Origin of the sequence: Candidatus Stygibacter australis (genome assembly GCA_030765845.1) — a bacterium.
Classification (GTDB): Bacteria; Cloacimonadota; Cloacimonadia; order Cloacimonadales; family TCS61; genus Stygibacter; species Stygibacter australis.
In genome coordinates, this window is record JAVCDJ010000064.1 from 12,001 (window position 1) to 33,984 (window position 21,984).

The 21,984-nt window shown below is 38.4% G+C and carries 7 protein-coding genes, 1 tRNA gene and 1 pseudogene; 8 read left to right on the forward strand and 1 reads right to left on the reverse strand.

The genetic code is table 11. The features are described 5' to 3' along the window. The first annotated feature begins 314 nt into the window (after nt 1-314). From RAO94_03970 to RAO94_03990, 5 genes are all read left to right on the forward strand, one after another. Nucleotides 315-5,060: a C25 family cysteine peptidase gene (locus RAO94_03970; protein MDP8321492.1), complete on the forward strand. Its 4,746-nt coding sequence runs from the start codon at nt 315-317 to the stop codon at nt 5,058-5,060. Between the two features lie 984 nt (nt 5,061-6,044). Then, nucleotides 6,045-8,387: a T9SS type A sorting domain-containing protein gene (locus tag RAO94_03975; GenBank protein ID MDP8321493.1), complete on the forward strand. Its 2,343-nt coding sequence runs from the start codon at nt 6,045-6,047 to the stop codon at nt 8,385-8,387. 67 nt (nt 8,388-8,454) lie between these two features. Then, nucleotides 8,455-10,770 (forward strand): FlgD immunoglobulin-like domain containing protein, encoded by a 2,316-nt coding sequence (locus RAO94_03980; protein ID MDP8321494.1) that lies wholly within the window; start codon nt 8,455-8,457, stop codon nt 10,768-10,770. A gap of 574 nt (nt 10,771-11,344) precedes the next feature. Continuing rightward, on the forward strand, nt 11,345-13,687 hold the full coding sequence (locus RAO94_03985) for a T9SS type A sorting domain-containing protein (GenBank protein MDP8321495.1): 2,343 nt from the start codon (nt 11,345-11,347) through the stop codon (nt 13,685-13,687). A gap of 90 nt (nt 13,688-13,777) precedes the next feature. After that, nucleotides 13,778-16,078: a choice-of-anchor Q domain-containing protein gene (locus RAO94_03990; protein MDP8321496.1), complete on the forward strand. Its 2,301-nt coding sequence runs from the start codon at nt 13,778-13,780 to the stop codon at nt 16,076-16,078. A 753-nt stretch (nt 16,079-16,831) separates the two neighbouring features. Here the strand turns inward: RAO94_03990 and RAO94_03995 are convergent. After that, nucleotides 16,832-16,909: transfer RNA gene (locus RAO94_03995), tRNA-Pro, on the reverse strand. A gap of 183 nt (nt 16,910-17,092) precedes the next feature. Between RAO94_03995 and selD the strand changes: the two are divergent. The 3 genes and pseudogenes from selD to RAO94_04010 form a co-directional block, all read left to right on the forward strand. Further along, nucleotides 17,093-18,076, forward strand: a pseudogene (gene selD, locus RAO94_04000) (selenide, water dikinase SelD). A gap of 1 nt (nt 18,077) precedes the next feature. Further along, complete coding sequence (locus RAO94_04005) at nt 18,078-20,219, forward strand: glycoside hydrolase family 31 protein (GenBank protein MDP8321497.1); 2,142 nt, start codon at nt 18,078-18,080, stop codon at nt 20,217-20,219. Nucleotides 20,220-20,228: 9 nt separating this feature from the next. Next, a partial coding sequence (locus RAO94_04010; GenBank protein ID MDP8321498.1) for a transglutaminase domain-containing protein occupies nt 20,229-21,984 on the forward strand: 1,756 nt, incomplete at its 3' end.

Here is a 21,984-nt window from a genome sequence, read left to right on the forward strand (position 1 = left end):
ACCTCACTAATTTCGGGGGAATAAGCAAGCTTTGAATCCTGAGTGACAAACACTAAATCAATCTTTTTAAGTCAAGTATTATTTTTTGGACGCGTACTAATAAGCGTTAAAAACTGGGCATTTCCAACCAGCCAGGACCTTGCGAATGGTGTCCACACCTTCGCAAGGTTTAGGATAGGCCAATTAAATTATTCACCGATGTGGAATAATTTATGCTACATAAAAAAGTGGAGATTACTGAAAGAGGAATAGCAACATGAATAAATTATTTTAGTAATTAGAAGAAAATATTAAATCTGAATATGGAGGAAATAATGACTCGTAAAGTCATGTTATTATCATTTTTACTGCTTGTATTTTCACTACAGGGAGTTTGGCATAATGTCAACGAAACTAACAGTGAGACTTTCACCTGTAACCAATTAGAACAAGGTATCACGCAGATCACATTCCAGCTTGACGGTTTCGAACTCGAATCTTTATCAAGATCTGGTGAATCTTTTCAGAAGATCTCACATCCTGAAGCAGAAAGTATGCTGCTTACAGGTATGCCCGATCTTCCCCAGTTCACCACCCTGATAGCTGTTCCTACTGATGGAGAGATAAATATTGATTACACTTTTACATTCGGTGAAACTCTTTCAGATATTTCCATCTATCCTACTCAGGAACCTGAATATGAGTTTCTGGAAAATAAAGATATATTTTCACGTAATAGTGAATATTATAATAATGGAACCCTTTTCCCAGAGGAGAAAGTGATAACGGCAAGTCCGGCTGTAATGCGGGACTTGCGGATTATCCCGGTCAGCTTTTGTCCCTTCACTTATAATGCTGCTACCCGTGAACTATCCATAGCAAGCGAGATCCAGGTTCAGATAAGCACAACGGGAACTCAGCATCTCATGCGAAACACTATCTCCAGAGCTTTTGAACCGATTTATAAAAGTATGATCCTGAATTATGAAGATTTTATCGGCAGACCGGAATATCAGCAGCCAACCCTTGTTTTTATCATAAGTGATCAGGAAGATGCCCTGGAAACTCTGGAATATTTAAAAGACTGGAAACGCCAAAAAGGGTATAATGTAGTAGTTGCTACTACATCAGAAACAGGAACGACCACTAATTCAATCAAAGCCTGGATCCAGGACGCCTACGACAACTGGGAAAATCCACCTGAATATATCTGTTTCTGTGGCGATGCTAATGGTTCTTACGAACTTGCTACCTATGGTAATGGCGATCATCCCTATACTGAACTGGCTGGAAATGATTTTCTAGAAGATGTTATTTCCGGAAGACTCAGTTTTGGTGATATCGGCACATTCCAGGTAATGGTCGCAAAAATACTGAATTATGAAAAAGAACCCTTTATGGGTAGTACGGATTGGTATGAGCATGCTGTTTTAGCTGGAGATACAGGTATTTCCGGACCATCCATGCAGTTTACCTGTGAATCAATAAAAGAAATGATGCTTGATTTTCCTGATAATTATAATACAAGTGCCAGCTTCACTGAGATCTATGGCGGCAGCTTTCCTTCCTCTATCAATGCAGCCCTTAATAACGGTGTAAGTTATATGGTATATCGCGGCTGGATGGGTATGAGCGGATGGAGTCCCGGTAATCAAACAAATAGTTTCATGCTCCCTTTTGCTACCATACTTACCTGTGGCACCGGAGGCTGGACAGGAGGGACTTCTGACAGTGAAACTTTTTCTCGGATGGGTACTGTCACTAATCCTACAGGAGCTATAGGCACTGTGGGCACGGCAACTGCCGGTACACACAGCTGCTTTAATAATGCCTTGACCTTAGGAATATATGGTGGTATATTCCGGGATAGTATTTTCACAATGGGAGGAGCTACTACCCGGGGAAAATATTATCTTTATGAAACCTTCCCTCAAAATCCTTCCGGATTTGTGGAAACTTACCATAATTGGGCAAATCTTATTGGAGAACCAAGTCTCTGCCTGTGGACTGATGTGCCGGAAGAGATGCATATAACTTATGATTCTCAGGTTGCACTGGGGACTAATTACTTATCAGTAAACGTCAAAGATGCCAGCAATACCCCGATCCCCGGAGCCTGGGTAACGATCTCTAATGAATCAGAAAGCTTTTTTACTACCGGTTTTTGCTCAGAAACTGGTGATATACTTCTTGATATCGCGAGTAATGAAATTGGTGAATATGATATCGTGGTTACTTATCATGACTTTATCCCTCATTTAGGTACTATTGAAGTCCAGGCAGCTGACCAGTATGTGGATGTTACAGGAATGCAATTTGATGACAGCGCTGGAAATGGTGATGGGATATTAAATGCCGGAGAAACCGTAGTAATAATACCCACACTCACAAATCTGGGTTCTCAACCGGTTAATGATGTAAATGTAACCTGCCAGTTAATTCACAATTATCTTAGCTTAAATACCACGGAAATGTCTTATGGTAATATCGCTTCTGGAGCTACTGCTGAACCTGCTGCAGGAATTGAAATGACAATTTCTCCCGCTGCCTGTGGTGGAATGCAGGGTTTACTTGTCCTTAATGTATCTGATGATAATGGTAATAACTGGACTAACTGGTATTATCTTAATATCACTGGAGTAAATCTCTTTGCCTCTGAATATGAGGTAGTGGGAGGTGGTATCCTGGAACCCACAATAAGCTCCGAAATTTTCTTTACTCTGGAAAATATGGGACAATTGAGTTCTACTGAACTTACTGCTGAATTGACCTGCCAGAACCCTCGCCTGATCATTACTGACGGCCTGGCAGTGATTGATCCTATAGCTTCCGGAGGAAGTGGAAATAATAGTAATGATGTATTTGGGGTAACTCCCTCAGCGACAATAATCCCTGGCTCACAATTGACTCTGGAAATCCATCTTTCCAATGCTGAAGGATTCAGCCAGACCTGTCATATCAATGTGCCCGTAGGTGAAGTAGAAGTCACTGATCCCTTTGGTCCGGATGAATATGGCTACTGGTGTTATGATGATGGAGATCTTGGGTATGAGAACTGCCCTGAATATAACTGGATAGAAATTGACCCTGACCTGGGTGGAAATGGTACTATAATCAACCTTAATGATAGTGGAGATAATGGAGACAGCGAAGTGATTGCTTTGCCAGATGAATTTACTTTCTCTTTCTATGGAGTACAATATGACCAGATCACTGTCTGCTCAAATGGCTTTATAGCACCCGGTGAACATGATGCACCAAATTTCATGAACCATCCCCTGCCCGGACCTGAAGGTCCCAGCCCCATGATAGCAGCTTTCTGGGATGATCTGGCAGTTAATAGCGGAAATGTATGCTATTATTATGATGATATCGAACATATCTACGTTGTGGAATGGAGTGAATGTAATAATGGAGATACCGGAGCAGATGAGACTTTCCAGATTATCCTCTATGATCCTTTATATTACCAGACAATGACCGATGACTCCCTGATAAAGATACAGTATATGGACATTACTAATAACAACGCGGGTTCATATCCTGCTAACCATGGACAATACTGCACTGTGGGTCTGGAAAGTGAAGGGGCTCAGATGGGCATGACTTATACATTCAATAACACCTATCCAGATGCTTGTAAAGAACTGGGAAATGAAATGGCTATCCTCTTTTCACCACCTCAGTATCCTGAATTTGGACCCTATCTGGAGATGGTTGCTTATGACTATATCTCAGGTGATGATCAATTCATTGAAGCTGGTGAGACAGTAGATCTATCTATCACAATAGCCAATCAGGGTGCAGAAGCAGCCTCGGATGTTAGTGTACAAATGGAAATTGACGATCCCTGGTTCACCTTGATTGATGATGAAGCCACTATTGATATCCTTCCAGCAATTGGAACTATTGAGCTGATCGATGAATTCAGCTTTTCCGTAGATGAGCAGGTTCCTGATGATTATAATTTCACTGTTACCTTTAATATGACGACTGTAGATAATGCCTGGTTCTCAAGCATCTCTCTCACTGCCCACTGGATAAATGCCTTCCTGGTTGATCAGGACAGCATTGATGTAGTTCTGGGACTGAACCTTACCACTGAGCGTACTTTTAATCTTTCCAATACTAGTGCCAATCCGGTGGATTATTACCTTAGAATGGATGATCAGCAACCGACAGGCAGAGATATATCCGGCTCTTTTGTGCATTGCGATTCCACAGTATTTCATCCAGGAGAAGAGCAGCTCTGGCGTTTTATTGTGCATAATGGCTCCTCCTCAAATGAATGGGTAAATGATGTCTGGCTAACCTTCCCTCCGGGTGTAAGCGTTGTTAGCGCAACTAATGCCTATGGCGGAACCGGAGGATATATGGAATGGGACGGAACTACCGGCGATGATGTTACTGTGAACTGGCATGGCGAAGAACCGAATGGCTGGGGAGTTCTTAGAGATGATGAAACTGCTGGCTGGAATGTTGTTGTTCAGATAAGTGAAAATTTTGCCAGTGATATACAGGTAGGCTGGGAAGTCGGCGGTGATGGTTATGGCAACCCTCCTCACAGTGTTATTGGTGAACTGAATTTCAATTTTCCTATTCAATGGATCAACCTGAACACATCTTATGGAAGTCTTGAACCAGGTGAAAGTGATGACATCATTATCTATTACGATACTAATGATATGGAAACAGGTGAATATGACTGCTCCATCAATATCCTTTCTGATAGCTGGTTCTCTAAAATTGTAAATACACACCTCACTGTGGTCACAGTGGATGAAGATGATAATGATATTCATAAGCTAACACAGCTTCTGGGTAACTATCCGAACCCATTTAATCCCAGTACAGCTATCAAATTCAATCTGGCGGAAGATTCGTTTACAGAGCTTAATATTTATAATTCCAAAGGGCAAAAGGTATGCACTCTGCTTCAGGAACAGGTTTCAGCAGGTACTCATGAAGTAAACTGGAATGGCAGAAATGATAATAACAGATCTGTCAGCAGCGGGGTTTATTATCTGAAGCTTAAAACCGGTGATGCAAACCTGACCCAGAAACTTCTGCTTCTTAAATAAATTTTAGTCAAAGACTGATATAACAATAACCGGAGAGATATTCTACTTGAATTTCTCTCCTTTTTTTTTCGTTAATGATGATGACTATATAAAAAGAGAAGCTTATTAACCACAGAGTACTTAGAGGATTATTTTTTTTAACATGAGCTTTTTTTATTCCGAAGTGTACCAGTTCGGTCTGTAATTAAGACGAGATTATTGTGTAAACTGGGCAGTTATATTCCGATCTTTGGGGATATATTTAGAAATATTGAATTTAAGAAACTATTTAATAAAAAAGCTGATCATCTAATTATCCAGTTATGCTAAGGTTCTTTATAAATGTCAGATATGAATTTCAGGTAAACATTTTTACTCTGCATAACCCTTTATAACAATATCTACATAAATATAGAGAATGTCTTATACAATAAATTTATATTTTCTGGCACCCCCCTGTTTTGAACACGACATTATCCCATAAAATGCTATTAAATATATAGTTACTTATCAATTTAATTTGAAATTATTCTTACCCTGAAAGGGTTGTACTATACTAGCCATGGGTTTCAACCCATGGCTAGTATTGTAATGCCCATTCAGGGCAATTAATGTCAGCTTCTATTTTAATTCCGGGGGGATGCCAGTTTATATTTTCTATTGACAGTAAAACTGTCATTGACTTAGTTTTGTGATTAATGAATGAACTTCAATAAAAGAGGAAATGATGACTGAGACAAATAATGGACATAAAATGGTGTTAACTCTTTCTCTCTCTGTATTTAGGCTCTTCAAGCACAAGAAAGAAACGGCCAGAATTTATTATCTCCTGAGGAAATTAAAGTTTGGCTGAGCAGGCGATGTCATCATGGGACATGGAATTAGTTAGTAGAATAAGTGATTTCGGTATCGAAAATAGAAAGTTGCCTAAATACTGAAACTGACCTCAGCAAGATAGGCAACCAACATAAACACACACAAGCTAAAATAATATAGGAGTACATAATGTACAAGAAATATTTTGTTTTATTGGCAATTGTGATATTGCCTTTGATGATTTTTGGCACAGACTGGTATGTGGATTGTACTGCACAACCAAATGGAAATGGGAGTCAACAAAGTCCGTTTCAGGAAATTGGAGATGCAATTGAAAACCCATTAATCAATAATAATGATATAATTATAATATCAGAGGGCGTATATAGTCCAATAGATATAGGGGATATTGGAATTAAAATAACTGCTGAACAAGGTGAAACAGTTACTATCAATGGAGGTAGAAATAGAAGTTGTATAAGATTTACTTCAGCCTGTACAACGCCAACATTAATTAATGGAATAACTTTGACTAATGGATTTGAAAATTTGTATTATGGTGGCGGAATTAGCTGCGAATATTCAAGGGAATTAACAATAACTTATTGTTCGATATTAAATTGTGGAGCTCAATCAGGTGGAGGTATAGCGGTATATGAATCCATACTCAACTGTTCACATTGCATCATCTCGAATAATGAGACATTTTTTCAGAATGGAGGGGGGATTTATGCTTCACACTCAGAAGTTAATTTATCATCAGTAAAACTCTCTAATAATTTAGCTTCTAGTAATGGAGGAGGATTATATATTGAACAAAATTCTGAAGATCATAATATTGTTGTCACTAATACCCTAATTAACAATAATAGGGTAACTGGGGGAAACGGAGGAGCAATTTACATTTATTCCGGTACAGATGAAAACTGTTCTGTTGATCTCAATAAATGTACAATTGTTGACAATTACTATGACGAATATGGATTTGGGGGAATAAGTACTTTTGTTTTACCTTTTTGCGAAGTAAACCTGAATATTGCAAATAGTATCATATATAACAATACCGGGTCACCTCAAATTATACCAGGATATAATGTAACATATTGTGATGTTGAAGGGGAAAATCTATATACGGGTACAGGAAATATAAATGATGATCCAGAATTTGTTGATGCCTCCAATGATGATTATTCTCTGGAGTATAACAGTCCCTGCATTGATACTGGTGTTGATAGTAGCACTTATGATGATCCTGACGGTTCAAGAGCAGATATGGGCTATCTCTACCATGAACAGGATGTATATAGCTGGCAGTATGGTCCCTTTGAAAGACAGTATCTGTGGAAGAGTTTCCCAAAATTGCAGATAGATCCCAATCAGGGGGGTGATGTAGATGTTGAGAACTCTCTGCAGTCATGGAATCCGTTGCAGAATGAGTTAGCAATAACAATCACATTTGAATTTAACGAACTTGATTACGGAGAATATGATGCTGGTGCAGAAACCTGGGATTGGGATCAAAGCGCAACAATATCAAGTATAAAAGGATATAAGATGGAAAAAGATAATGCAACTGGCAGTTTATTATTTTCCAGAGGTGTAATATGTGAATCTGATACATATCTGAATACTCATGCCAGTCTTGAAACCTGGCTGGGATACTTTCTGGAAGACAGTCAATTAGTACTGGATGCATTTCCTTCCAGTGTGCTTGATGACGCTGTACTGGTTAAGACAATGGATTGGACTATCAGCAGAAATACTACAAATGATCGCTGGTCAGGAGCTACAGGTTCCAGTTATATCAATTATGCTGATTGCGTGGTAATAAAAACGGTAAGTGCTCATAATGATTTTACCTGGGAAACACCCTCCCGCAGCGGAGAAGCACATTATAGACCAGTAGCAGAACATTTTTCATTTGATGATGATGTTGATTACTTTCCTATCTATGCAGCATTTGACGTTAACGACATGCCTGACGAAGTAGCAGTTTATATTGATGGTGTCTGCCATGGAGCACAGGTAGTCGAGGATACTCTCTGCCAGATATGCGCCCATATTCTGGAAGAAGATCCCGGTCAGGAAGTTGAGTTTGCTTTATGGTATGATGGAAGAAGTGGAGTAGAGTTTTTAAACAATTACCAGGTTTTTAATGAATCAAAAGATAAATATGAAAGCAAAAAACTGGTAACAGGAATGCCTGGAATCCATTATAAAGTTTTCCTTGAAGGAACCAACGAAAATATTGTTACTCCTCAATTCAACCTGAACTGCTATCCTAATCCTTTCAATCCTGAACTGACCATTTACTTCAATCTAAGAGAAACTCAAGATGTTCATCTGAATATATATAATGTTAGAGGACAAAAAGTGAAAACTCTGGTTAGTGAATTATTCCGTCCTGATGATTATAAAATTGTCTGGAATGGTGATGATAATAGTGGCAATAGAGTAAGTAGTGGAGTGTATTACATTAGATTGCAGGTCGGTGAAGATATAGTGAACCGTAAAGTAATATTGATGAAGTAATTTCTCGTGAGACGATCTGGGAACTGCGAGCTTCTGCTCGTAGTTCCCAGAAAATAAGGATGTGGTTATGAATAAGTATTTGATTTTAGTTAGTATGATTTTTTTATTTGGAGTATTGCAGGGAACTACAATAATTGTTGATATAGAGGGCAATGGAGATTATACTTCAATTCAGGAGGGGATAAATGTCAGTGTGGATGGAGATATAGTGCTTGTCTATCCTGGTCGGTATTTTGAAAATATTGATTTCATAGGAAAAACTATAACTGTGGCAAGCTTGGAAATGACGACTGGTAATAGGGATTATATTGACTCAACAATAATTGATGGTAATCAGACAAGTTGCTGTGTATATGTAAATAACAATGAGGGACAAGGAACAACATTAAGAGGATTTACAATAACAAACGGCATTGGACATTTGATTACTGTAAGTAGAAGGGGAGGTGGTATTTATACTAGGGATGCATGCTTGGATATTATTAACTGTATTGTTAAAAATAATAATGCATATAATGGAGGAGGTATTTCGGTCTCGGGAACCTATCTATATTTAGAAGGGTGTACAATCAGGAATAACAGAGCTTTAAAGCGTGGTGGAGGTTTAATATGTGGTCGCTTATACAGTTCAATCGAATTTTCTGATGACAACAGATGTAATATATATGATAATTTTGCTCCCTGGGGTCAGGATATTTGCAATATATTTGACGAAACAGTGGGAATGGTAACTGACATAATAGTAGATACCTTTACAGTTTCGGAGCCTCTGGGATTTGAGTTATATCAGGGTGGCAGCGATTATATACAGAATTATTCCGGTGGTATGACTTTGGATATTCTTCAGGCAAAATATGAGAAAATAGAAGCAGACCTTTATGTAGCTCCCTGGGGTAATGATGAAAACAGTGGGCTTAGCGAAGCTGAAGCTCTGTATTCGATAAATAAAGCTCTGCAATTAATTTCGGCTGATAATGACCATCCCAGAACAGTACATCTAACGAATGGACTATATGCACCCTGGTATGAAAGCCAGACATTTCCCCTTGTAATGAGAAGTTATGTTTCGTTAATAGGAGAATCAGAGGAAAATACTATTATTGATCTTCAAAATGGAAATTGCGGATTTATAGTTGATCTTTTTGGAGCACTTGGATATGAAGTCAAAAACATGACAGTTCAGAACGGTTATCTACCTGAAGACAATTCTGCCTTTTTTGGACATCTAAGCTATATTAGAAATGCAGAAGATTCTGCTGAACCATTACTATTTGAAAATATTACATTCAGAGATAATAGTTATCGTTTAGCTCTAACATATAATGAAGTAAATTTGACAGTAAGAGATGTTAAATTTATTGGTAATCATGGTGAATATAGTAATCAGGGAAATACTTTTTTAAGGACAAGTTTAATATCGGATAGTGTAAGAACTACATTAATAGAAAATTGTATCTTTCAAAATAATAACAGTGGAACTATCATTTTTTGGAGTGGGTCTAATATACCTCAGGGTTCTTTAACATGCAGTGTAGTAAATTGCCTATTTTACCAAAATGAATTTGAAAATGTACATACGCCAGAATTTCCAGCAGGCATGTCAATTGTCGCTATTTTTACTATGAACTTAAATATTATAAATTGTACATTTACTGGTAATCAGTATTATGGTCCTACTATTGGCGATGCTCCGGTTAAAGTAACAGATGAAGTTTATGCGACTTTTGCAAATAATATATTTTATGATAATGATACCACACACTCCATTATTGCTCACTCGTCTGGTAACGCATTTCCGGTGGTTGTTGTACATCACAATATCATTGAGAATGGTTTAGACGGAATTTTGGATGAAGGCAATTTTGTTATCTGGGATGATGAAACGAACTGGGATGTTGATCCGTTGTTTTTAGGAGAAGGAGATTACCCTAATACTTTGCAGGAAGGCTCACCAGCTATAGATATGGGGACTTTCAATCTCCCGGAAGGAGTGGAATTGCCGGAATATGATCTGGCAGGTAATCCGCGAACTATTGGCAATGGAATTGATCTGGGAGCTTACGAGTGGCAGTATCCGGATTCCAATGATGAAAATGAGATAACTGAGATTGATGAAAATTTAATTATATACCCCAATCCTTTCAATCCCAGCACCGTGATCAAATTCAATCTGGCGGAAGATTCGTTTGCAGAGCTTAATATCTATAATTCCAAGGGGCAAAAGGTATGCACACTGCTTCAGGAGCAGGTCTCAGCCGGAACTCATGAAGTAAACTGGAACGGCAGAAATGATAATAACCGACCCGTCAGCAGCGGAGTTTATTATCTGAAACTGAAAACCAGTGATGCTAACCTGACCCAAAAGCTCCTGCTCCTGAAATAAATTAATTTAAGACTGATATAACAATAACCGGAGAGATATTCCACCAGAATATCTCTCCTTATTTTTGTTTAACGTTAGCTGTTTTTATTCCGAAGTACAACAGTTTCTGACTGAAATTAATAAGAGATTCCTTAAAATGCCAGATATGAATTCCTGGTAAACATTTTTACTCTATATAACCCATTATAACTATATTCATATAAATGAAGTTAATGTGTTATACAATAAATTATGATTCCTATTGACAGTAAAACTGCCATTGACTTAGTTTTGTGATTAATGAATGAACTTCAATAAAAGAGGAAATGATGACTGAGACTGAAACAACTAATGAACATAAAATGGTGTTAACTCTCTCTCTCTCTCTGTATTTAGGCTCTTCAAGCATAAGAAAGAAACGACCGGAATTTATTATCTCCTGAGGAAATTCAAGTTTGGCTGAGCACATTGTCCGCACAGTTAACCATAAAGCCGCTCTGCCAGCCGAAACCGACAAAGCAGCCAATACAAAGCAATGATAAGTTAACCAAAACCAGTATTATGTCAAGCTGGATGATCTTTTTAGGAGGAAAAAATGAAGAATAAAATTTATATATTGATACTGATATTATTACCAGTATATTTATTATCAACTACTATTTACGTTGATGCGAGTGCAGACCCGAATGGAAATGGAACAATAAACTTTCCCTATCAGACAATTAATGAAGCCATTGATGATCTGGTTGATGGAGATACTATAGATATTGCAGCAGGAACTTACACCGAAAACTTAGACTTTGAAGATTATTATTTCACAATGATAGGGGAAGATCCTACAACCACAATTATTGATGGGAATAATAATCCCGCATCTGTTATAGATCTATCCGAAAGTTCAAGTGGTCTTACGGAAATAAACAATCTAACTATCTGTAACGGTAGCGACAGTGGTATTAACATATTTAATAGGAATGTTAATATTGTAAACTGTATTATTAGTAATAATCAAAATTCAGTTAATCCAGGAGGTGGAATTAAATGTTATGATAATACACAATTAGTTGATTATTGCCTTAATATAATAGATTGTATTTTTGATAGCAACGTGACGTCAGTATGGGGGGGAGGGCTGTATTCTACCGGTAGTATCACAAATATATATAATTGTAAATTTCATGATAATATTGCAGATGATCCTAATAACAATAATATTGTTCATGAAAAAGGGGGAGCTATTTGTTATCTTGCAGTAGATGGTGTTATTGAGAATACTCTAATTTATGATAACTATGCTACTCATCAAGGGGGCGCTGTATATCTTATTGGGCAGGAAGTTATACTATTTAATATAGATTTTAAATTTTGTACTATAGTTTATAATAATGCATCAGATGGTATAGGGAGTATAGGAGGCGTACATTCTACACCAGGAAGTTCTTTCGATGTATCTTCAAGTATATTCTGGGGAAACAGCGGAAATTGCCAAGTTACACCTGGACACACAATCAATTACTCATGTATCGAAGGTGGTTACTATACAGGTACAGGTATTATAGAAGATGATCCAGAATTTGTTGATGCAGCTAATGATGATTATACTCTTGAATACTACAGTCCCTGCATTGATAAGGGTAATCCGTCATCAGCTTACTACGATCCTGATGGGTCTTATGCAGATATGGGATGTTACTACCATGAACAGGATGTTTATACCTGGACTTATGGTGGCTCAGTTAGAACTTATATCTGGAAAAGCTTCCCTAAATTTTTTTTTAGGGATTCTAATTCTAATACCGGCCAAGATATAGAGCCTGAATATGCATTTGAGACATGGACTCCAATTCCAGAAGGACTTGATGTATGGTATGAAAATGAAATCACAGAATATATATCAGGAGAAACAGATCCGACATGGTCATGGGATCCCGATAATGATGTTTGCAGTATAGAAGGTTACAAATTACGTAGAAATAACGGCGCAAACTGCCTTTTATTTTCCAGAGGATTATTATGTGAAAGAGAAACAGATCTAACAGTGACTTCTGCAAATGCAGCCTGGCTGGGCTATTTTCTAAAAGATAGTCAAAATGTTTTGGATGCTATACCTGATACGGTTATCAGGGATGCTGTGTTGGTTAAAACGCAGGATTGGAGTATTAGTAGAAATTCTACAAGTGATCCATGGTCAGGCACACCACGTTCGTGTAAAATCAACTATGCTGATTGCGTAATTCTCAAAACCGTTAATTCTCATACTTTTGAATGGGAAACTCCCTCGCGTGATTCGGAACCGGAATATCGTCCAGTTGCTGAGCATTTTGCTTTTAATGACGATATTGATTATATTCCAATATATGCTGAGTTTGATGAAAACGACATACCAGACGAAGTTGCCGTTTATGTGGATGATGTCTGCCGGGGAGCGCAAGTAGTAGAAGATACTATTTGCCAGATTTGTACTCATATACTGGAAGAAGATCTCGGTCAGGAGATAGAGTTCGCTTTCTGGTATGAAGGAAGAAACTCGGAAAAAAGATGCAATAGTTATCTGGTATATGATCAGGAAACTGGTGAATATATATCCGGAAGCCTAATTACCGGAATGCAGGGAATTCATTATGAGGTATCATTTAAAGACAATTATGAAAACGTTGTTCCTCCTGAATATGACCTTAATTGCTATCCTAATCCCTTTAATCCGGAACTGACAATATCCTTCAATCTGGAAGAAACACAGGAAGTAAAGCTGAATATTTACAATGTCCGCGGTCAGAAAGTTAAGACTCTGGTTAGTGAGTTATTCCGTCCTGATGATTATAATGTTGTCTGGATGGGTGATGATAATTTCGGCAATAAAGTGAGCAGTGGTGTATATTACATCAGATTGCAGGTTGGTGATGATATTGTAAACCGGAAAGTGATATTGATGAAGTGATTTTTTAACGTGAACAGTGACCAGTGATTGGTGATTGTAAAAACGCCTGACGTCCTGAGGGACGTCAGGTATATATAATGGGATGTGGATATGAAGAAGTATTTAGTTTTGCTTATTGGATTGCTTTGTATTGGATTTTTGCAGGGAATTACAATAGAAGTTGATATTGAAGGTAATGGTGATTATACATTGATTCAGGCGGGAATTGATGCCAGCTCTGATGGTGATATTGTGCTGGTGTATCCGGGCAGATATTTTGAGAATGTAAATTTAAACAATAAAAATATCACATTATGCAGCCTGGAGATGACCACTGGAAATAGCGAATATATTGCAAGTACGATAATTGATGGAAATGAGACAAGTAGCTGTATTGCAGTATGTAATTACGAAAATAATGTTGTAATTAGAGGGTTTACTATCACTAATGGTATTGGGTGTCAAATTGGAACTCGAAGAAGAGGAGGAGGGATCTATTCATTAAATACTACTTATGCAGTAGAAAACTGTTTAATAGAATATAATAATGCAGAACAAGGAGGGGGGATATATATACAAGGTTCCCAGGTTAGCCTTTCAGGTAGCACAATCAGAAATAATAGTGTAACAAAAAGGGGGGGTGGAATTGCAAGTTATTTTTTATATTCATCAATTTCTTTTTCTTCAGAAAATAGATGTAATATCTACAATAATTATGGTCCCCTTGGAAGAGATATATTTAATTGTACACAAGATGGAGATGGAGTGGAAACTGATGTTATTCTTGATACAATGACAGTATTTGAACCTTTTGGATATGAGTTTTTCCAGGGAGATCCTAATAGTTTTTCTCAGGATTATTCAAATAGTGAATTTGAAATGCTTAACGCAAAACTGGATCGTCTTGATTCAGACCTGTTTGTATCACCTGATGGAAATAACAGCAACAGTGGTATATCTGCAGATGACCCCTTACAATCTATAGACAGAGCGATGCAGTTAATTATTGCCGATGAGGAAGATCCCAGGACAATACATCTGGCAGATGGTATATACTCGCAACAATTCAACAATCAGCAGTATCCTGTTACGATGAGAAGTTATGTATCAATAACGGGGGAATCACAGGAGAATACAATAATTGATCTGAGTGATGCCTTATGTGGCTTCATTATGGATTTTGTTAGTGAATTAGGGTATGAGATCAGTAATATGACAGTCAGAAATGGTTATGCAGATGATAATGTATCATTGTATAACAGACTTTTTGTTTTACATAATACTCAAGGTGTAACAAATCCCGCAATATTTGAAAATTTATTAATAGAAAATAATGAATATAATATGATCTATGTTATTGATGATTTGAATATGATACTAAGGAATGTCACTTTTAATAGTAACTTTTATCTCAATTCTTCCTGCGGAATTAGATATAGCAAAGAACATTTTGCCGACCGTTATTTATTATTGGAAAACTGCAAATTCAGTAACAATAACAGTGCAGAAATATATCCTTCGGGGCTTATGAATAACGAGCAAGCAAGCCTATATATGGATATAGTCAACTGTGAATTTACAGATAACGATCTTGATATAAATTTTAATCCAATGTATCCAAGTTCTGTTAATTTTTTTGGGGTTTATAATGTTGATCTTAATATAATCAATTGTACATTTTCTAATAACTGTTTTGATGATCCCGTGGGTGGTGCCCCCGTAAGATTTTGCCAAGGAATGGAAGTTAATATTTGCAACAGTATATTTTATGGTAATGAGACATCACATTCCATAATTGTACAAGGCTCAGCCAACTCTACCCCACCCGAAGTTACTATCCAAAACAGCATATTAGAGAATGGACAAAGCGGCATATTAGTTATGGAACCTGTTAATATAACATATTGTAGTGAATCTGTCTGGGATAATGATCCTTTGTTTTGGGCAGAAGGTGATTACCCGTATGCATTACAAGACGATTCCCCGGCAATTGATAGGGGTACATTAGAATTACCGGAGGGAATTTCCTTGCCGTTAACTGATCTGGCTGGTAACCCGCGTGTATTGGGAAACGGAATAGATATTGGTGCTTATGAAAATAATCCCTACAGCAATCCGATTAATGAAGATGCACTGGAATATTCGAATCTTGTAATTTATCCTAATCCGGTGAGAGTTAATCAAGGAAGAGGATCAGTTATAATCAATTATCCTGTCAGCAGTGATGATGCCGATTATAAACTGAGCATCTACAACATAAAAGGACAAAGACTTCGTTCATTTAAAATTTGCGAAGCAAACTGGGATTTGCGTGATGATGCTGGTGATATTGTGAGCAGCGGAGTATATTTTCTTCGTGTATCCAGAGATGGAGAATTTATTGAGCAAGGCAAATTGACAGTGATCAAGTAAGTCCCTGGGAACAGCGAGTTCCTGCTCGTAGTATAAAGAATCTTCTCTAACATTTTATTTGTCAACCCAGCTAAGCAGAGCTTTTGAACGGTACTCCGGATAAGAGCCCTGGCGACCGTTATCCCTCTTTTAGTGCTTTTCGTGGCTTTAGTTGATGATAAGCTCTTTCCTTTTTTGTCAACGAAAGGCTCGAAAATCACGAAAAAAATACAGAAATAAGTTTAAGTACATTTTATTGCTAACATATTTGTTAATAAAGGATTAATGTTCTCTGTGCAATCTGATTAGTAATTTCTTTTTCGCGCCTTTCGCGTTTTTCGTTGTTAGAAATCTTCTCTTCTATGTTTTTAGAGTGGGCTCTTACTTAAATAGTTTATATCGTATTTATCAGAATCACGGCAGCGGATTATTCCACTGCCGTGATTTTATATTACAAAGGAAATAATTTCACCTGTAGATACACATGTTCTCTTTCAATAATTTCTAATTCTTTGCAATTGCATTTAAGTCTTTTGTTCTAATTGGACAATATTTACTGGAATTTTACGCTTTTTACATAAATGACTGATATGTAATATCATAATTACCATAAATGTCTCTTCCTTTCTCCCTGTATACTCCCTGTGGCTTCCCTGTGGGTTACAAGTGTATTATTTTAGATTTTCGTAATTTCAGACATCAATAATGTTATTAGTAATTTTTATTACGTTTCTATGGATTCTTAGGATTATTCTAAGGAAAGGGAGCAAAAAATGGTCGGGATGAGAGGATTTGAACCTCCGACCTCGCGGTCCCGAACCGAGCGCGCTAACCGGACTGCGCTACATCCCGACTGACTTACGGAAAATTCTTAACAGTGATTTATCTGTCAAGATAATTGCACCGCTCTGTCTATATCGATTGACAAAAAAATAGAAAAACAAAATCTTATACAAAATCTCCACAGGAGGTATGAGCTTGAAGCGGATTTCACTTACTCAATACGTAAAAGCGGCTGGCTGAGCTGCGAAACTAAGTCCGGGTGACTTACATAAATTGATGAATGGTCTGGAATTACCGTCAAATGAGCATTTGCTGCTGGGATCAGAATCCAGTGATGATGCAGGAATATATCAGATCAATGATGAGCAGGCACTGGTGCAGACTCTGGATATTATCACTCCAGTAGTTGATGATCCATTTCTCTTTGGTCAGATTGCTGCTGCCAACAGTATGAGTGATGTGTGGGCTATGGGCGGTAAAATGCTGACTGCCATGAACTTTGTAGCTTATGATAATTGCCATTTAACGCTGGAAATCCTGCGGGAAATCCTTGCTGGCGGTGCTGACAAAGTGCGTGAAGCAGGAGGAACTATACTGGGTGGTCACACAATAGAAGACATTGAGATGAAATATGGTCTCAGCGTGACGGGAATTGTCCATCCCCGGAAATATCTTCGCAATAATACCTGCCGGCCTGGAGATGTACTGATAATCACAAAGCCCCTGGGGATGGGAGTGATATCCACTTCGATCAAGGGCGAAATGGTTGATGAAGCCACAATTCAGGAAGCAGGTTTCCAGATGGCATTTTTGAATAAATATGCCAGTGAAGCTGCCCTGCGGGTGGGAGTTCATGCGATGACGGATGTAACCGGATTTGGCTTGATGGGGCATCTGAATGAGATGACCAATACGAATACTTCCATTGAGCTGAATTATCATAAAATCCCCATTATTAAAGCCGCCATTGATCTGGCAGAGTATGGTTTATTCCCGGCAGGAGCACATAGAAATGAGGAGTATTACAGACAATTCTGTAAGATCGAGATTAATATTCCTGACAGCCATAAGATGCTGCTTTTTGATCCCCAAACTTCTGGTGGGCTGCTGATCAGCGTATCAGAAAGCAAAGCAGAAAAACTGGTGCAGGAACTGATAGATGCAGGGATTGAGTCAGCAACTATTATCGGTCAGGTTATCCCTAAAAGCGGATCTAATGTAATACTCAGGAGCTGAGATGAAATTGTATCGTTTTGGAAAACCTTTTGAGACTGGGGCCGTATTAGAGAAACCCTTAAAATTTCTGCAAAATGAAGAGATTAACGGTTTCAAGCTGAAGAAGACAAAATATACCATAATATTGCGATACCACATGGCTCAGGATGACATGGTGCTGGGACTGGGTGAACAGATGGGTGGCGTTAATAAGCGGGGCAGGAAATATATCACCTATAATACTGATATTCCTGAGCATACTCCAGACAGGCTTTCGCTGTATGGTTCGCATCCTTTTATCATCATCAAAGGCAGGCGAAAGTCAGGTTTATTTATCGATTATCCTGGAGAGATCATATTTGATATTGGCTTCACGGATAAAGATATTCTGGAGATAACCATCACTTCCCATGATCTTGATATTTACCACTGGCAGGAAAAATACTGGCAGAATATAATTACCGGCTATATTAAGCTTACAGGAGGAGTATATATCCCTCCCAAATGGGCATTTGGTTATCAGCAGTGCCGCTGGAGTTATCCTGATGCAAAATCAGTGACTGAAATAGCAAGCCGGTTCAGGCAATTAGGCATTCCCTGTGATGCGATCTACCTTGATATTGATTATATGCAAGATTATAAGGTATTTACGATAAATGAGGAGCGATTCCCTGATGTTGGCAAATTTACTAAGAAGCTTGCTGATGATGGTTTTCATTTGATACCGATAATTGATCCCGGCGTGAAAATAGAAGCTGGTTATCCGGTTTTTGAAGAAGGAAAAAAGAATAAATATTTCTGCACTGATGCAAAAGGTGATGATTTTGAAGCAGCAGTCTGGCCCGGTCTTACGCATTTACCTGATTTTTCCAGTGCAGCCGTGCGAACCTGGTGGGGAAATTTATATGAAGAATTTATTGAACTGGGAATAGAAGGCTTCTGGAATGATATGAATGAACCAGCCATCTTTTATACTAATTATCAGAAGGCAGAAGTTTATCAAAAACTGCAGGAAGCAGCAGCAAAAAATGAGATTGAAGAGATTGATCTGATAGGTTTGCAGTGGCAAATACGCAATTTTCATAATAGCAGAGAAGATTATCAAAGTATCTATCAGCATCCGGATAATAGTGAATCCATCTGCCATGACAAAATTCATAATCTTTATGGAGCACAGATGGCACTGGCTTTTTCTGAGCATGTGCAAAAACACTATCCAGACAAACGATTCCTGATTTTCAGCCGCAGCAGCTATAGCGGTTCTCAGCGCTATGCCGGTATCTGGTATGGAGATAATAAAAGCTGGTGGCAGCATCTGAAAATGAATATCAAAATGCTCATCAATTGCAATCTGGCGGGATATCTATACAGCGGAGCTGATATCGGAGGCTTTGGAGATCACTGTCAAGCGGAGCTGCTGTTACGCTGGCTGCAGCTCGGTGTTTTCAGTCCGTTATTCCGTAATCATTCTGCCATTCACACCCGCCGTCAGGAACTTTGGGAATATGACAAGGAAACCCTGAATATTTCCCGGAATATTATCCGTCTACGCTATTCACTGTTGCCCTGGCTGTATTCTCAATTTCTGGAATTTGCCAGCATGAATACCCCTTTGATCCAGCCTCTTTTCTGGCATTATAAGGAACAGCGTTGTCAACAAATTGAAGATGAGTTCATATATGGTTCCAGCCTTTTAATTGCACCCGTGTATCAGCCAAATGCATCCGGCAGAAATGTGTATCTGCCAGGAAATAACTGGCTGCTCTGGCAGGCTCGCAGTTGGGAAGAACGCAAAATGCAGGTAATCCCTGCAGGTGATCATTACCTTGAATGCCCATTAGACAGGCAATTGATCTTTATTGCAGAAAATTCTCTAATAGCACTTCAGGAACCTGAAGATTATGTGGATCAGATAAAACCTGACACCTTATTCATAACCGGGCTGGTGACAGAATCTGCCAGTATCAAGGTTCTGGCTGATCAGGGTAAATATCCTGCTTTTGCCGGCATAGCAGTTTTGGAACTCAATGTAGAACGTAATGGGATTGATTTCAAGATTACTATTAAAACAGTTAACAGAGAGCTTTTGCAATGGCAAAATCTGGTATTTGAACTGTATAATGGACAGGGAAATCTAATGGTGAAACACCGAAAATTATTATAAAGAGGAATTATGAAAAAAGCGATCTTGGTAATATTTATTTTTAGCTGCTTATTACTTAAAGCTGAAGTCAATGTTGATAGAATACAAAGATATGCCGGGAATAATGCTGCCGGATTATTAAATCTGTGTGAGACAACTGCCCCGGACACACTGGAATACGTGGAATTCTTACTGGAAAACTGCTCTGATTCTGATCTGGCAATTCTCACTCCGGAATATTTGATGGATAATATTAGATATGCGCTCAAATCTCAGGAACTGGCATATACTAAAAACTATGATCATGATATTTTTCTGCACTTCGTGCTGCCACATCGCATGTCTCAGGAACCTCTTGAAGACTGGCGTCCTGCATATTTTGAAGAGCTGGAACCATTGGTTAAAGATCTGGAAACTATTGAAGAAGCAGCCATTAAGGTAAATCTGTGGTGCCTGGAGGAAATGACTTATAAACCTACCCACGGTAGAGATCAGAGTGCATTTACATCATCAAAACGTGGTTATGGACGCTGTGAAGAAATGATGATCATCTATATGTGTGCCGCAAGAGCTGTGGGTATCCCTGTCCGAAGCTGCTCTGCTCCTTACTGGAATTTCACGAACAGTAATCATGCCTGGATTGAAGTGTGGACTCCAAATGGCTGGAAATATCTGGGAGAACCGGCAAACTCACTCAGCAAAACCTGGTTTACTAATACTACCCAGAGGGCAACTTTGATAACAGCTAAAGCCTTTGGAAATTATCAGCATCCGAATGTTATCAAGCAGGAAAATGATGTAACCACCTTAAGTTCCATAGAATATTACACAGACAGCTATCAATGCCAGATCACGGTTTTAGATCAAGACGGAGAACCAGTCCCGGAGGTTACAGTAATGCCTTTGGCAGTGTCTTTTGGGGGACTTTGGCCCATGACAGATCTCACAACTGATGAAAATGGAGAGTGCTCAATACCTTTAGGACAAGGAAGCACTTTGATCATGGCAGGAAAAGACAGCCTGGCAGCCTGGCAGATGCTGGCAAATCTTGATGGTGAAGATAGAAAGCTAACTCTGACCTTCAGTGATGATAATACTATGGATGAAGATTTCAATTTCCTCTTTCCCCTGCCAAATTCCAATCCGAAAGAAAATGATGAGCCCGTATTCTGGGAAGATAATTTCAGTCTGATGCGGGAAAATGCTGACCTGAAAAGAAAGAACAGACTTAATTCTCAAAAACATACAGCGGATTTTGCCCAGTACTATGATCAGGTTAATGATAATAAAACCAAAGATGATGGATATTATACTGACCGTAAGGCATTTCTGGAAAAAGCAGACGAACTTGCTGCTAATGCAGATGATTTCCTGCACGTATATGACCTGCAATCAGATAATGGTAAATGGGTACTTGCCGAAATGATCAATACCTGGGATATCAAAGACCTGTGTGAGATACCTGATTCCCTTGCACTGCAGGCAATAGTAGATATTTTCTCTGAAAATCTTAATAGATATAATCTGACTGACAGCCTGTTTTCCGAGGGCTGCATAGCACGCACCTGGCGCTCAGCAAGTCCAGTGCAGAATGGCTGGCAGAAAGGATTTTATCAGCTTATCAAGCCACTTATGGATGATGAGATTGATAGCACAGTATATAATATTTATCATTGGATATTAGAAAGTACGGAAATCGAAGAGGATTTCATCTGGACCTATTATTCCTGTCCTCTCACACCTCCAGAGATCCTCAACCTGCACTATATCCCTGAGTTTTACCAGA

Coding starts and splice junctions, on each gene's coding strand:
- RAO94_03980 (MDP8321494.1), top strand. CDS start 8,455: ATGAATAAGTATTTGATTTTAGTTAGTATGATTTTTTTATTTGGAGTA.
- RAO94_04005 (MDP8321497.1), top strand. CDS start 18,078: ATGAAATTGTATCGTTTTGGAAAACCTTTTGAGACTGGGGCCGTATTA.
- RAO94_03990 (MDP8321496.1), top strand. CDS start 13,778: ATGAAGAAGTATTTAGTTTTGCTTATTGGATTGCTTTGTATTGGATTT.
- RAO94_03975 (MDP8321493.1), top strand. CDS start 6,045: ATGTACAAGAAATATTTTGTTTTATTGGCAATTGTGATATTGCCTTTG.
- RAO94_03970 (MDP8321492.1), top strand. CDS start 315: ATGACTCGTAAAGTCATGTTATTATCATTTTTACTGCTTGTATTTTCA.
- RAO94_03985 (MDP8321495.1), top strand. CDS start 11,345: ATGAAGAATAAAATTTATATATTGATACTGATATTATTACCAGTATAT.